Annotated in this window: 10 protein-coding genes; 6 read left to right on the top strand and 4 right to left on the bottom strand. The window is 67.1% G+C overall.

Annotation, left to right across the window (positions count from 1 at the left end; genetic code table 11):
* Positions 1–379: 379 nt before the first annotated feature.
* Complete coding sequence (locus EPL00_RS15280) at positions 380–1,456, bottom strand: DNA primase large subunit PriL (RefSeq protein WP_135853558.1); 1,077 nt, start codon at positions 1,454–1,456, stop codon at positions 380–382.
* A gap of 108 nt (positions 1,457–1,564) precedes the next feature.
* On the opposite strand from EPL00_RS15280, the gene EPL00_RS15275 reads away from it, so the two are divergent.
* Positions 1,565–1,984, top strand: coding sequence for a nuclear transport factor 2 family protein (locus EPL00_RS15275; protein ID WP_135853559.1), 420 nt, complete (start codon positions 1,565–1,567; stop codon positions 1,982–1,984).
* Positions 1,985–2,034: 50 nt separating this feature from the next.
* On the top strand, positions 2,035–2,208 hold the full coding sequence (locus EPL00_RS15270; protein ID WP_162224237.1) for a hypothetical protein: 174 nt from the start codon (positions 2,035–2,037) through the stop codon (positions 2,206–2,208).
* A 22-nt stretch (positions 2,209–2,230) separates the two neighbouring features.
* On the opposite strand, the gene serS is transcribed toward EPL00_RS15270, so the two are convergent.
* Entirely contained in the window at positions 2,231–3,589 is a 1,359-nt protein-coding gene (gene serS, locus EPL00_RS15265) for a serine--tRNA ligase (protein ID WP_135853560.1), read from the bottom strand.
* 452 nt (positions 3,590–4,041) lie between these two features.
* Between serS and EPL00_RS15260 the strand changes: the two genes are divergently transcribed.
* From EPL00_RS15260 to EPL00_RS15245, 4 genes are all read left to right on the top strand, one after another.
* Positions 4,042–4,956: an MBL fold metallo-hydrolase gene (locus EPL00_RS15260; protein ID WP_135853561.1), complete on the top strand. Its 915-nt coding sequence runs from the start codon at positions 4,042–4,044 to the stop codon at positions 4,954–4,956.
* A gap of 465 nt (positions 4,957–5,421) precedes the next feature.
* A complete protein-coding gene (locus EPL00_RS15255; protein ID WP_135853562.1) occupies positions 5,422–6,699 on the top strand; it encodes a Gfo/Idh/MocA family protein in 1,278 nt (425 codons plus the stop codon).
* Between the two features lie 91 nt (positions 6,700–6,790).
* Positions 6,791–8,779: an AMP-dependent synthetase/ligase gene (locus EPL00_RS15250; RefSeq protein WP_135853563.1), complete on the top strand. Its 1,989-nt coding sequence runs from the start codon at positions 6,791–6,793 to the stop codon at positions 8,777–8,779.
* Between the two features lie 250 nt (positions 8,780–9,029).
* On the top strand, positions 9,030–9,896 hold the full coding sequence (locus tag EPL00_RS15245; RefSeq protein ID WP_202932656.1) for a halocin C8-like domain-containing protein: 867 nt from the start codon (positions 9,030–9,032) through the stop codon (positions 9,894–9,896).
* Between the two features lie 111 nt (positions 9,897–10,007).
* Here EPL00_RS15245 and EPL00_RS15240 read toward each other — a convergent pair whose 3' ends face one another.
* Both EPL00_RS15240 and EPL00_RS15235 read right to left on the bottom strand, forming a co-directional pair.
* Positions 10,008–10,730: a hypothetical protein gene (locus EPL00_RS15240; RefSeq protein ID WP_135853564.1), complete on the bottom strand. Its 723-nt coding sequence runs from the start codon at positions 10,728–10,730 to the stop codon at positions 10,008–10,010.
* Between the two features lie 25 nt (positions 10,731–10,755).
* Positions 10,756–13,140, bottom strand: coding sequence for a DNA methyltransferase family protein (locus EPL00_RS15235; RefSeq protein ID WP_135853565.1), 2,385 nt, complete (start codon positions 13,138–13,140; stop codon positions 10,756–10,758).
* Positions 13,141–13,261 lie beyond the last annotated feature (121 nt).

Genomic DNA, 13,261 nt, shown 5'->3' with positions numbered 1-13,261 from the left:
TTCTTGTCGAGTGATAGCTCGGTGAGAGACCGATTTTGCGAGAATGCGGGACGCGAGGAGGTAGCGAAAGTGAAACGAAGCTAGCTACTACCGACACCATCCAACCTGCACCGCAATAGCAGACCGCACTGCAACTGCGAATCGCACTGGTGCCGACTCCTATCAGACCGCCCCGCACAGCACCGCGCCGCACCTCGTCCTCCCCGACCGATTGCGCTACTCGCTTCGCTGCGATGTCTGCGAACGACGTTCGAAGATGGGCGAGACGCGTCGCGTCTCGCAAGCCTCGTCCCTCGCGCGTGTCGGCGGCCCACGAGGAGCCGCCAGCGCACGCCGGGTAGTCTGTGGGGTCTGCGAGAAACCGATTGAAGTGTGGATTTCAGACGTTCTCTGTGTCGTCGAGTGCCTCCTCGTAGTACGCCAACGGATGCGAAATCGAGTCACAGCGGGCGTCGGTCGTCGGGTCTTCGTCGTCGGCGACCGGGCACTCGCCGTAGGCCGCCATCGTCTCGCAGGAGGGCGGCGCGTACTGGGCACCCGACTCGTCGCCGACCCGGTTGGCCCGGTAGCGAACCGACTTCGCGCGGGTGTCGCTATCGACGCCGCAGAGCGCCAGCAGTTCGTCGGTGTCGGCGTTGGCGCTCGTGAGGAACGCGACCAGCGCAAACTCCGCGGGGTCGCTCAGCTCCTCGCCGTCCTGCGCTCGCTCGACCAGCGAGGAGACACACGGCGGGAAGCAGTCGGGCGCGAGAATCGGGATGTCACGCGAGATGTCGATTTCCGAGAAGGTGTCCTGCAGTTGGGCGACCTCGTCGGTCAGGCCCGCGCGAATCTCGTCGGGCACCTCGGTCGGCAGGCCCGCGGCGACGCGCTGGCGGACCGCCTCCCGGAGGAGGTCGTGGAGTTCCGACTCCGAAACTTTCACCGCACCGTCGGCGAGTTGCCGGGTAGCGAGCGACCACGACTCGCCGTCGAGATTCGACGAGAGTGCGAGATAGCGCCCGACGGAGACGCGGTAGCCGTCGCCCGCGTCGGTCTCCCGCACGGACCCGGAGAGGTCGAACTCCGCGAGGAGGGCGTCGAGCGAGATGGCGGTGTCCGCGGTGGATTTGAGACCGTCGTCGGGGTTCTCGAAGTCGTCGGTGAACCGCTCGAAGGCGGTGTCGGCCTCCGAACTGGCGTACTTCTCGACCGCGCCGGGCGCGTCCACGAGCGACACGAGGACGCGCGCGACCGGGTACGAGAGCAGTTCCGCGCGCGTCCCCCAGCGTCGCTCGTCGTCGGGGTCCGGCCGGACCGTCCCGTCCACGAGCGCGCGGCGCACCCGCTCGACGCCGCGTTCGACCGCGGGGTGGCGCTCGTCGCCCGTCACGACGGCGACGAGACCGATGTCGGCCTCGCGGACGCTCTCGCGGGCCCCGTCGAGGAACGGATACCGGGCGTGAAGCGGGTCCATACTCGCCCAATTTCGGCCGACTCCGATAAACGCGACGAATCGGACGGAGCGCCGAGACGCGGGCGGAGTCCACCGGGGTTGATACGGCCGCCGCCCGTGGCCCCGCCCATGACCGACGCGACCGAACCCGGCGCGACCGACCTCGCTCGCGCCTACTACGAGGCCATCGACGCGAAGAACTTCGAGCGGTTCGCCGACCTCCTCGGGGCGAACGTCGTCCACGAGCGCCCGGACCGGACCTTTGAGGGCCGCGAGACGCTGGTCGAGTTCGTGCGCGACGGCAGGCCGAACAAAGACACGTCACACGAAATCGAGGCGGTCTACGTCAAGGACCGCGACGCGGGGAAAACGGGTAAGGGGGAAGCGGGTCCGGGTGAAGCGGGTCCGAAGGTAGCGGTTCGCGGCCGCCTGCGCGACGCCGGCGGGAACCGGATGTTCGGGTTCGTGGACGCGTTCGAGTTCGAGCGCGACGGCGGAAGTGAGGGCGAGCGCAGGCGAATCGCTCGAATCAGAACGTACACGAACTGAATCGAGCCGTCACCAAGACTTATCCCGCTACTCTGCTAGTCGTATGCACGATGAGCCTCTTTCGAGACCTCGGCAAGAAAGTCGAGGAGTTCAAGCAGGCCTCCGAGGCCGCGGCCGACGAGGAAGCGAGCCACGAGTGTCGGGACTGCGGCGAGCGGTTCTTCACCGAACCGGAGACCTGTCCGGAGTGTAACGGCAACGACGTAGTTGCACTCGAAGCGTAGAACGCGGTTCGTCTCCGGCCGACTACTCCTTCTCGCCCGCGCCGAGCGCGCTCTCGCCGACCGGTTCGTGGCCTTCGATAACCTCTTTCCCGCCCATGTAGGGCCGGAGGGCTTCGGGAACGGTGACGGTGCCGTCGTCGTTCTGGTAGTACTCCAGAACCGCGACCATCACGCGAGGCAGGGCCAGTCCCGAGGCGTTGAGCGTGTGCAGGTACTCGGTCGATTCGTGGCGCTCGGGCCGGTAGCGCAGGCCAGCGCGCCGGGCTTGGAAGTCCTCGAAGTTCGAGGCCGTCGAGACTTCGAGCCAGCGGCCGCCCTCGTCGGGACCGTCGTCCATGTCGTCGCCGGGTGCCCACACTTCGAGGTCGATCTGCTTGGCGGCCTTGAACCCGAGGTCGCCGGTACAGAGTTCGAGGACGCGGTAGGGCAGGTCGAGTCGTCGGAGAACTTCTTCGGCCTCGTCCAGCAGTTCGTGGAGTCGGTCGTAGCTCTCGTCGGGTTCCACGAAGTTGACCATCTCGACCTTGTTGAACTGATGGACACGAACTATACCACGAGTTTCGGTGCCGTGTTCGCCCGCCTCGCGCCGGAAGTTCGGGGTGTAGGCCTGATGTTTCAGCGGGAGGTCGTCTTTGAGCAGGATGTCGTCGCGGTACATGTTCGTGACCGGCACCTCGGCGGTCGGACAGAGCCAGAGGTCTTCGTCCTCCAGTTTGTAGGCGTCGTCGGCGAACTTCGGGAGTTGGCCCGTCCCGGTCATCGACTCGCTGTTGATGGGGATGGGCGGGAAAATCTCCTGATAGCCCTGCTCGCGGTGAACGTCCATCATGAACTGCATCAGGGCGTGTTCGAGTTGGCTCCCCTCGCCCTTGAGGAAGTAGTAGCCGCTCCCGGTGGTCTTGGCGGCGCGGGCCTCGTCGATGATGTCCAACTCCTCGCCGAGGTCGTAGTGGGGCGTCACCTCGTCGGGGAGGTTCCGGAGGTCCTCGAAGCCTTCGCGGCGCGTCTCGACGTTGTCCTCCTCGTCGTCGCCCTCGGGGACGCTCTCGTGGGGGACTTGGGGCACGCGGAGCAGGGCGTCTTCGAGTTCGTCTTCCAGTTGGGCGGCGCGGTCTTCGACCTCCTCGATTTCTTCTTTGAGTTCCTGCGAGCGTTCGATGGCCTCGTCGGCCTCCTCGTGTTCTCCGGCCTGCTTCAACTCGCCGATTTTGTCGCTGACCTCGTTGCGCTCGTGGCGTAGGTCGTCGCCACGGGCTTTCAGGTCGCGCCACTCCTCGTCTTTCTCCAGAATCACGTCGAGGTCCACGTCGTCGGCCCCGCGCTCGCGGAGTCCCTCGCGGACCTCCTCCGGATTGTCGCGGATGTAGTTCCGGTCTAGCATTCCTACTCTCTCAATTCTGCTCCCGGCAAAAAACCGTATCGTTCGTGGGGCAGTGGTTGGCAGGGCGATGAGTCGGGGATCGGGGAGAAACGAACCCGACGCCCGTTCGAGTCGAAGCGAAGGCCGGGCGTTCTATCTCGACGCGTTCGCATCGACTTCTCACTCCGGCGCGCGCTGGCGCGACCCGCCAGTGGTCGCGCCATCAGCGCGCGAGGGATGAGCAACGCAGGCCGCAGGCCGAGTAGCGCAAGCGGTTGGGGAGGTGTGAGGCTGATGCTGTGCGGAGCGGTGCGGTGACTCCTTCGAGTCGGCATGAGCTAGCCCCGCTTTGACCGACACCTACGACGGTAGAACGCTCTCGAACCCCAGTACCGGACTCGAACCGCTCCTCCTTCCGAACCCAAATTTCCGACGCCGAACACCTTTTACCCCGCCGAGACCACCCACCAACCATGACCCGAGGAGACCTCCGGGAAGTCACGGTCGGCGACTGTTCGGACCTCTACTACGTCGATACCGGGATGTACGACACCGACGAGTACGGCGCGGTGTACATCTACGACGCCGCTCGGCCCGCCGTCGTGGACACCGGCATCGGGACCCACCACGAGGTCCTCCTCGACGCCTTGGACGAGTTGGACATCGCCCCCGAGGAGGTCGCGGTCATCGCGCCGACCCACGTCCACCTCGACCACGCGGGCGGCGCGGGCTACCTCGCGGAGGCCTGCCCCAACGCCGAGGTGATGGTCCACGAAATCGGCGCGCCGCACCTCGTGGACCCCACACGACTCGTGGAAGGGACGAAGGCCGCGGTCGGCGACCAGTGGGAGTTCTACGTCGAACCCAAGCCCGTCCCCGAGGAGCGCGTGGTCGAACTCAACGGCGGCGACACTATCAATCTGGGCGACCACCACCTCGACGTGTACCACGCGCCGGGCCACGCGCCCCACCAAGTCCTCTTTCACGACCGCGACGACGACGCGGTGTTCACCGCCGACGCGGCGGGCATCTGGGTGCCGACCGTCGAGGAGATTCGCCAGACCTCCCCGCCGCCGAACTTCGACCTCGAGGAGTGTCTGGCCGACCTCGACACGATTCGGGACCTGCACCCCGACGCCCTCCTCTATCCGCACTTCGGCCCGCGGGAGTACGACGACGAGGCGATGGACGAGTACGCCGCCGTGTTGCGCGAGTGGGTCGCGGAGGTCGAGGAGAAGTACGAGGAACTGGGTGACGCGGAAGCGGTGGAGGACTACTTCGCGGAGAACGCTGACTTGGTGGACGTGTGGGGCGAGCGGAAGGCCAGCGAGGAGGCCCGCCTGAACGTCCGGGGCGTCGTGACCTATCTCGACCGGCAGAAAGAATAGGTATGGAATTGTTTGAGACCGAAGTACAATTGTTTTAGAACGGGTTTGATTGCCTTTTCAGCCGAGTTACTGTAACGGGTTCGGTGACGACTTACGGCCGCGAACCGCACTGTGACCGCCGACAGCACCGCGACCGCGAACCGTACCGTGACCGCCGACAGCACCGCGACCGCGAACCGCGCTATCGCCGACAACGAGGAGTCACCGCCCCGCCACCGCACAGCAATAGCCACGTCCTCCCCAACCGATTGCGTTGCTCGGTCTCCGCTTCGCTCCGACCTGCGCTACTCATCCCTCGCGCGAGTTGGCGCGGCCACTGACGGGCCGCGCCAGCACGCGCCGGGTTGCAAAAGGTCACCTCCGCGTCGCGGCGGTTTGTCGAGAGAATCGCCCTCGCTCTCCCACGAATCCCGAGTAGCCACCAGCAATTTACGCGCTCACATCGTCCGACTCGTTGATTCTTCGATGGGAGTGCAAACCGAGCCAGTCCGAATCGGCATCGTGGGCGCGGGCAATCGCGGCCAGAATCACGCGGCGCGCTACGACGGGATTCCCGGCGCGGAGGTCGTCGCCGTCGCCGACATCGACGAACCCAAAGCGCAGGCACTCGCCGAGGAGTGCGGCGCGGAGAGCTACGCCGCCCACGGCGCGATGCTCGACGCGGCGGCCCTCGACGCGGTGAACGTCTGCGTCCACGCGACCCTCCACGCCGACATCGCGGTAGACGCCCTCGAAGCGGGCGCGGCCGTCTTCTGCGAGAAGCCGATGGCCGACGACTACGCCGCGGCGAAGCGCATCGCCGACGCCGCCGACCGGACCGGCAACCCGCTCGCGGTCCAGAACCAGTTGCTCTACACCAAGGAGACGCTGGCCGCGAAGTCGCTGGCCGACGCGGGCGCGCTCGGCGAGGTCTACCACGCCACCGCGGCCCGGTCGCCCGGACTGGCGTTCACCGGCGAGGGCTGGCCCGAGGAGACGCCCCTCGGCGCGCGCCGCCGCGGCACGCCCTACGTGGACGGCTACGGCTCGCCCGCCTTCCTCGACGAGGAGGCCGCGGGCGGCGGCGTCGTCCTCGACTTGGGGAGCTACACCGTCGGGCAACTGCTGTACCTGCTAGGGGCGGCGAAGTCGGCGCGCGGTGGGCCGGTGAGCGACCCGCCGCGCGCCGACGGGCCGCCCGCGAGCCACCCCCAGTCTCTCGACCTCCCCGAAGTCGAGCGCGTCCGGGCCGAGACGTTCCGGACCGTGCCCGACCGATTCGAGGAGGGAACCGAGTACCAACGCCGCATCGAGGAGACCGACTACGACGTGGAGGACGTGGCGGTCGCGTTCGCCACCCTCGCCGACGGGTCGGTCCTCTCGGTCCGGGCGAGTTGGTCGCGCTACATGGAGGGAGAGTCGAGTGCCCTCGTCGGCACTCGCGGGGGCGTCCGCTTGGACCCCTTCGAGTACTACGCGACGGTCGGCGACGTGGAGATGACGGCGAGCGCCGACTTGGAGGAGTACCTCTTTCGCCAGCAGTATCTGCGGGGCGAGCGCGGCGAAGCGGCCTACGACGCGGGACTGTGGGCCGACCCGCTCTACCACTGGGTCGCCGACCTGCTGGGCCACCGCGAGGCTCCGCCGACCGCCGACATCGCGCTGGAGTCGATGGTTCTCCTCGACGGTATCTACCGCTCGGCGGACCTCGGCCGGGAGGTCTCCCGCGACGAGATAACGCGGCCCGACGGGAGCGAGGAGTGAGAAATTACGTCTCGAACGCCCGGAATAAACGCGGTTCAACGCCCTCGAAGTTCGGGAGTACCTTAATGTCACGGGCTTCTGATGGAATGGTATGGAGTGGCGTGACGCCGAACGGGAGTACGAGGACGAAGTGGTCGGCCGGTCCACGATGTCGCGGCTGTTCGAGGAGAGCGCGGCCCGACACGAGAACCGTCCGGCCCAGCAGTACAAGGGCGGGGTGTACGACCGGTCGCTCGTCGGGGCGGCCATCAGCGCGGCCGCCGACGGGGAGTTTCGCTCGCTCTCGTACGCCGAGACGCGCGATATCGTCCGGTCACTGGCGGCCGGGTTCCGCGAGTTGGGCGTCGAGGAGGACGACCGCGTGGGCATCTTCGCCGACACGCGCATGGAGTGGGCGCACGCGGACTTCGGCCTGCTGGCGGCTGGCGCGGTCGTGACCACGGTCTACCGGGGGTCGTCGCCCCGTCAGGTCGAGTACCTGCTGGGCGACCCCGACGCCGACGGCGTGGTCGTGGAGAACGGCGAACTCCTCGATAGAGTCGTGCAGGTGCAGGACTCGCTGGACCTCGAATTCGCGGTTGTAATGGACGAACTCGGCCGAGAGGGCGAAGCTACCGCCGACGAGGCCGCCTTCGAGGTCCACACGCTCGGGGACCTCTACGACCGCGGGAGCGAGGCGTTCGACCCCGACGAGTACGAGTCGTGGCTCGATTCGCGCGACCCCGAGGACCTCGCGACGCTCATCTACACTTCCGGCACGACCGGCCAACCGAAGGGCGTCCAACTCACCCACTGGAACTTCCGGGCGAACGTCAATCAGTGTTACAAGCGGTTCGGTCCCCGGCCCGACAAGGGCGACCTGCCGGTCATCGACGAGAGCGCCAGTACGGTTTCGTTCCTCCCGCTGGCCCACGTCCTCGAACGACTCGCTGGCCACTTCCTGATGTTCGCCGCGGGCGCGACGGTGGCCTACGCCGAGGACCCCGAGACCCTACAGGAGGACTTCCAGAAGGTGGAACCGACCACCGGGACCAGCGTCCCGCGCGTCTACGAGCGCATGTACGACGCCATCCGCGAGCAGGCCGAGTCCTCGCCGGTCTCCGAGCGCCTGTTCGAGTGGGCAACCGAGGTCGGCCGCGAGTACTTCGAGACCGAGACCCCGAGTCTCGGACTGCGAGCCAAGCGCGCGGTCGCCGACAAACTCGTCTTCCGGAAGGTCCGGAACGGACTCGGCGGGAACATCGACTTCCTCATCAGCGGCGGCGGGAGCCTCTCGCCGGACCTCTGTGCGCTGTACCACGGGATGGGCCTGCCGATTCTGGAGGGGTACGGGCTGACCGAGACCGCCCCGGTCGTCGCGGTCAACCCGCCCGAGGAGCCCAAGGTCGGCACCATCGGGACCCCCGTGGTGGACGAGGAGGTCCGGGTCGATAGCTCGGTCGTCTCCGCGGAGACCTTCGAGGATTCGGAGGGTGAGGTCGGCGAGTTGCTCGTCCGCGGACCGAACGTCACCGACGGCTACTGGGAGATGCCCGACGCGACCGACCGCGCGTTTACCGAAGCCGAAGACTCGTCGGAACGCTGGTTCCGGACCGGCGACATCGTGGAACTGCGGCCCGACGACTACATCGAGTTCCGCGAGCGCGCCAAGGAACTGCTGGTCCTCTCGACCGGGAAGAACGTCGCGCCGGGTCCCATCGAGGACGCCTTCGCGGCCAGCGAGGTGGTCGAGCAGGTGGTCGTCGTCGGCGACGGCCACAAGTTCGTCTCCGCGCTCGTCGTGCCGAACTTCGAGGGCGTCCGCAAGCGCGCCGACAGCGAGGGAATCGAGTTGCCTGACGACGACCGGGAACTCACTCGGAACGAGACGGTCCGGGAGTGGATGGACGAAGAAGTCGAGTCGGTCAACGGACGGTTCGAGTCCCACGAGCAGATAAAGCAGTTCCGTGTGGTCGGCGAGGAGTTCACCGAGGACAACGACCTGCTGACCCCGACGATGAAGAAGAAGCGCCGCAACATCTTGGAGCGGTTCGCCGACGAGATAGACGAGATCTACGAGCGCGAGTACGAGAGCGCCTGACCGGCGCGCTCGCGGCGGTCCGCCGTTCTCCTCGACGGTCTTCGTTTTTCTCGACGGTCCTCGTTTCCCCTCGACCGTCCGTCGTTCTCGACGGTCCTGTTTTCGGTGACATCGTGGTCGTAACTCACTCGTAGCCGATGCGCCGATAGCGCCGCCGAGCGAACCGACCCGAATATATTACGTATTCTCTATATTAAATAAAATATAAAATATCAAGATTTATTTTATCGTAGTAGTTCTGAAAAATCGTATGTCTGACAACGGACCAAGTAGACGAAGCGTACTGAAAGGAATGGGCGGCGCTGGCGTCACCGGCATCGCGGGGATGTTCTCGGCGTCGGTCGCGGCGGCGGAGGGTCCCGACGAGGACCCCATCACGATGCTGGAGAAGGGCCGGAAGATGGCTCTCGCGCGGGACCTCGCGCGGACCGAGCAGTTCGATACCCTGATGGAAGTCGCCAACGAGGAGGGCTACGAGTTCTCGTGGCACCTCGACAACCTCGACGCCGCGCGCGTCGAAGCGGGCGACTTCCGGCGGGAACTGGTCGCGTACAACTTCGACACCGCCGACGGCGAGCGCGCGGCGGTCGTCGTCGGTCGGGACCTCGATACGCGCAACGTCGAACTCGCGCAACTCGACTTCGAGCAGTACGACGACGAGGGCGTCTACCAGAAGACCGAGCGGTACGAGGCGGCGACCTCGGTCGAGGCGACCCAACTCGGCGCGGCCACGACCGACAGCGGCGTCTCCCACACCACCATCGAACCGGACGGCGACGCGCTCAAGTCGTTCGCACGGCAGGACGTGAGCGCCGCGGACTGGACCGACTTCCCCGACTTCCTGAACATCAGCTACTGTAGCGGCTGTTACTGGGCGGCGAACAAGACCTGTCGGCTCCTCTGTAGCACGGTCGGTGCCTTCGCCTGCGGTGCGCTCGGCGTCACCGTCGTCGGTGCCGTCTCCTGTGTCACCTTCGTCAAGGCGGTCTGCTACGTCGTCAACTACGTCAGCGGCTGTGGCGACGACCTCGGCGCGACCATCTGTAAGGGTGGCCTGAACGTCTGCGACGACGACGCCTCCGGGGACATCGTAGACGTAGACATTCCGTATCTGTAACCGGAGCCTGCGGCCGAGACCTGTCGAGTACTTTTTCGACGCGGACGACGGTCGGACCGGCCACACGAGCGCGAGCAGTCCGAGCGCGGACACTCACGCGAGCGCGGACACTCACGCGAGCGCGAGGAGTCCCGCGCCAGCCAGCAGGAACGCGAGCGCCGCGACGAGCGGGAACGCCGCCGCGCGCAGGCGACGCCGGACGACCCCACGCGGCGACCGGTCGGCGATGACGGCCGGGTCCGAGAGGACGACCCGTCCGTCCCGGTACTCGGGTCGGCCCGCGACGACGTGGGACTCCTCGGGGTCCACGCGGCGCTCGGTGTACCGGCGCGTCCCGATACCGAGTGACGACAGGAATCCGCCCGCGGTCGGCGACAGTTCGCCGCGCGACTCCATGAACGACCGGATTCGCTCCGGCGGGTCGTCGCCAGCCGGGACGGTGACGGTCTCGCTCTCGGTGTCGAGACGGAAGTGCGTGGACTCGGGTTCGACCCGGATTCGACCGCCGTCGTCGCGCAACTCGAAGGGGACCGTCGCCACGCCGTCGTCGAGGTGGCTCCACGTCAGCGGAATCTCGTCGGCCGTGAGCTGGCGCTCGCCGATTTCGTATTCGAGACCGAGGCACTCCGCGCCGGAGAACGGCGCGTTCAGCGTCTCGCCGACCGATTGAGTATGCCCCCGACAGACCACGAAGTCGTCGTCGGAACTCACCGTGGCCGGACCGTCCACCTCGGTCCCCAACAGACGCGGGACGACCGCGAGCGGTCGGAGCCCGTACCAGCCGAACGCGACGCCCCCGAGCAGGAAGACGCCGCCGAGTATCGAGAGTAGCACGTACGCGAGCGTTCGCCCCTCCGTCTCAAGAACGTTCGGGTTGGAAGAAAGTCCCGGCGGTCGGGTCGTCCTCGGTCCGGTCGCCCCAGTCTTCTCGGTCGTCCGCTTCGCTCCCGCCGTCGGCCTCGGCCAGCTCCTCCTCCACGAGCCGGTCGATTTCGGCCTGTAACGACTCTAACTCCGGAATCGTCGTCGCATTGTAGGCGCGCTTGGAGGTGTCGGTGTGTTCGGGCACGATTTGGTGAGCCTGCATCGAGAGGTCGGCGAGCCGTCGCTGGCTCTCGGTGCCCCGGTACTCGGGGAGCGCGAGGTTCGAGACGACCGACTTCGAGAGGCTTGCCTTCCCCTCGGAGGCGACGTGTTTCAGCGACCGCTGGTACGGCGCGGAGTTGAGCAGGGCACAGAGGAAGTGGGCCTCCTCTTCGCTGTCGGCCGCGACGAACATGAAGTGGTCGCCCGGAACGACCTGCTTCTCGCCCAAGTCGTCGTCCTCGACGGTTGAGACGACCGCGAAGTGCGGTTTGAACCCGAGGCGACACCACGCGACCTTGTACTCGCTCCACGTGTACTCGCCGAGACCGAAGACGTTGTAGAACGGCCCCTTGTCGAGCCACGACGAGGAGCGCGCTTCCAACTCGTCGCGGCGGGATTCGAGGTAGTCGTAGGTGTTCGGACACTCCTCGCGCAACTCGGCTTCGTTGTCCTCGTTGGCCTTCCGGAGCGGCACGAGGCGCAACTCGTGGCCGAACAGCCCGTACTTGACGACGTGGCGCGACTTGACGTAGGGGTAGACGAACTCGTTTTCGAGGTCGGCCACCCGCTCGCGGTCGATGGAGAAGACGGCTTGGGCGTCGTCCTTGACCCCGTGGCGAATCTCGTGGGCGCAGTCGCCGAGCGCGGCGCGTTCGGCGTCCGCGCGGACCCACGCCGACGCGGGTTCGGCCTCGTCCACCGGGACCAGCGCGGTCTCCTCGCGGTCGAGGCTCCGGGCCATCGCCTCGCGCGTGGCGAAGTCGGGCGCGCGGTCGGTCTCCTCGGATTTGGTCCACGAAGTCGTCTCGACGGGAAACTCGTGGTCGGCGTCGGCCCGGAGCGCGTAGACGGCGGCGTTCGCCCCGACCTCCTCGCCGAAGGGCCGGAGACCGTTGAAGTCGTGGACTCGTTCGAGCGCGAGCGGTCGGTCGCCCACGCGGAGCGTCCGGAGGAGTTTCCCGGCGGGACCCTTCGAGACGGCGCGCTTGAGGACGAAACTCGCGCCGCCCCCGTCGGTCAGGTAGCGGTCGATGCAGGTCCAGACGAACGGGAGCGACACGTCGTCGTTGGCGAACCCGAGGCGCGACGCCGCGCCGTCGTGGGGGAGCAGGTCGGGCGCGTCGGGGTCGGCGTCGCGGTCGCGCCAGCAAGCCTTCACGCGCTCGGGGAGGCGACTCCACGGAATCCACGGCGGGTTCCCGACGAGGTGGTCGGCGTCGGGGTCGAACTCCTCGCCCCGGAACCGAATCGGGTCCTCGCGGGTCAGGCCGAGCGCGTCGGTCAGGAAGACCGGCAGTTCGAGTTCGCGGGGACCGTCGGCGGCGTCGAGGAGGTCCACCAGCGACAGCAGGTAGTGCAACTTCGTACTCGTGACCGCGACGGGGTTCAAGTCGATGCCGACGACGGTCGAGGTGACGTTCGCCAGTATCTCGTCGGGCGAGTGGGTGTCTTCCATCGCGGCGATTTTCCGCTCGATGCAGACCGAGGGGAACACCCCCGACCCGCATCCGGGGTCCAGAAACGTCGCGGCCTCGTAGTCGGCCACGTCGAGGGCGTCCACCGCGAGTTGGGCGACTCCTCGGGGCGTGTGGTACTCCCCGAGTGCGAGTCGCAACTCGCGGGAGACGACGTTCTCGTAGAGGGTCCGCAGGAAGTCGGCGTCGGCCGCCCGGAGGTCGGCGGCCGTGAGCGACGCCGCGATGGGGTCGGTCTCTGCTCCGCGCTCGCCAGCGGCTCGCGCGTCGCTGGCGAGCGAGTCGATTTCGTCGGCCACGCGGTCGTGCAACGCCCGAAACGCGAACGAGAGCGCGTCGGTGTTGGCCCGCGGTTCCCGGTTGACGAGTCGGAACTCGAACTCGCGCTCGGCGACAGCGACGATGCGGTCCACCACGAAGTCGTAGTACAGCGAGTCCACGAACAGTTCGTCTTTCGGGGCGGTCGGCCGGTCGGTCGCGGCGTTCGACCGGTCGCTCCCGGCGTTCGGTCGGTCTCCGTCCGCGAGCGCGTCGCCGTGGCTGGTCACGAAGAACCGGCCCCACTCCGACCGGGCGGCCCGGAACTCCTCGTCGGTCGCCAGCAGGTCGAGTGCGGCGTCGCGGTACTCCTCGTACAGCGCGCTCTCGCGGCCCCACCGCTCGGCGAGTCCGGCGTCCGTCATTACTGATGGGACGGTCGGGCGGTCGGGTTATTTATACACTGGTTCGACGCTCCGATACGAGGCCGACTACCGAACCGACCGAAACTCAACTATCGACAGTGACGAACTCGACCGCCAGCAT

This window comes from Halorussus salinus (assembly GCF_004765815.2).
Classification (GTDB): domain Archaea; phylum Halobacteriota; class Halobacteria; order Halobacteriales; family Haladaptataceae; genus Halorussus; species Halorussus salinus.
Note: the sequence above shows the minus strand (reverse complement) of the source record. Positions and strands in the feature narration are given on the sequence as shown.

Coding starts and splice junctions, on each gene's coding strand:
- EPL00_RS15280 (WP_135853558.1), bottom strand. CDS start 1,456: ATGGACCCGCTTCACGCCCGGTATCCGTTCCTCGACGGGGCCCGCGAG.
- EPL00_RS15275 (WP_135853559.1), top strand. CDS start 1,565: ATGACCGACGCGACCGAACCCGGCGCGACCGACCTCGCTCGCGCCTAC.
- EPL00_RS15270 (WP_162224237.1), top strand. CDS start 2,035: ATGAGCCTCTTTCGAGACCTCGGCAAGAAAGTCGAGGAGTTCAAGCAG.
- serS (WP_135853560.1), bottom strand. CDS start 3,589: ATGCTAGACCGGAACTACATCCGCGACAATCCGGAGGAGGTCCGCGAG.
- EPL00_RS15260 (WP_135853561.1), top strand. CDS start 4,042: ATGACCCGAGGAGACCTCCGGGAAGTCACGGTCGGCGACTGTTCGGAC.
- EPL00_RS15255 (WP_135853562.1), top strand. CDS start 5,422: ATGGGAGTGCAAACCGAGCCAGTCCGAATCGGCATCGTGGGCGCGGGC.
- EPL00_RS15250 (WP_135853563.1), top strand. CDS start 6,791: ATGGAGTGGCGTGACGCCGAACGGGAGTACGAGGACGAAGTGGTCGGC.
- EPL00_RS15245 (WP_202932656.1), top strand. CDS start 9,030: ATGTCTGACAACGGACCAAGTAGACGAAGCGTACTGAAAGGAATGGGC.
- EPL00_RS15235 (WP_135853565.1), bottom strand. CDS start 13,140: ATGACGGACGCCGGACTCGCCGAGCGGTGGGGCCGCGAGAGCGCGCTG.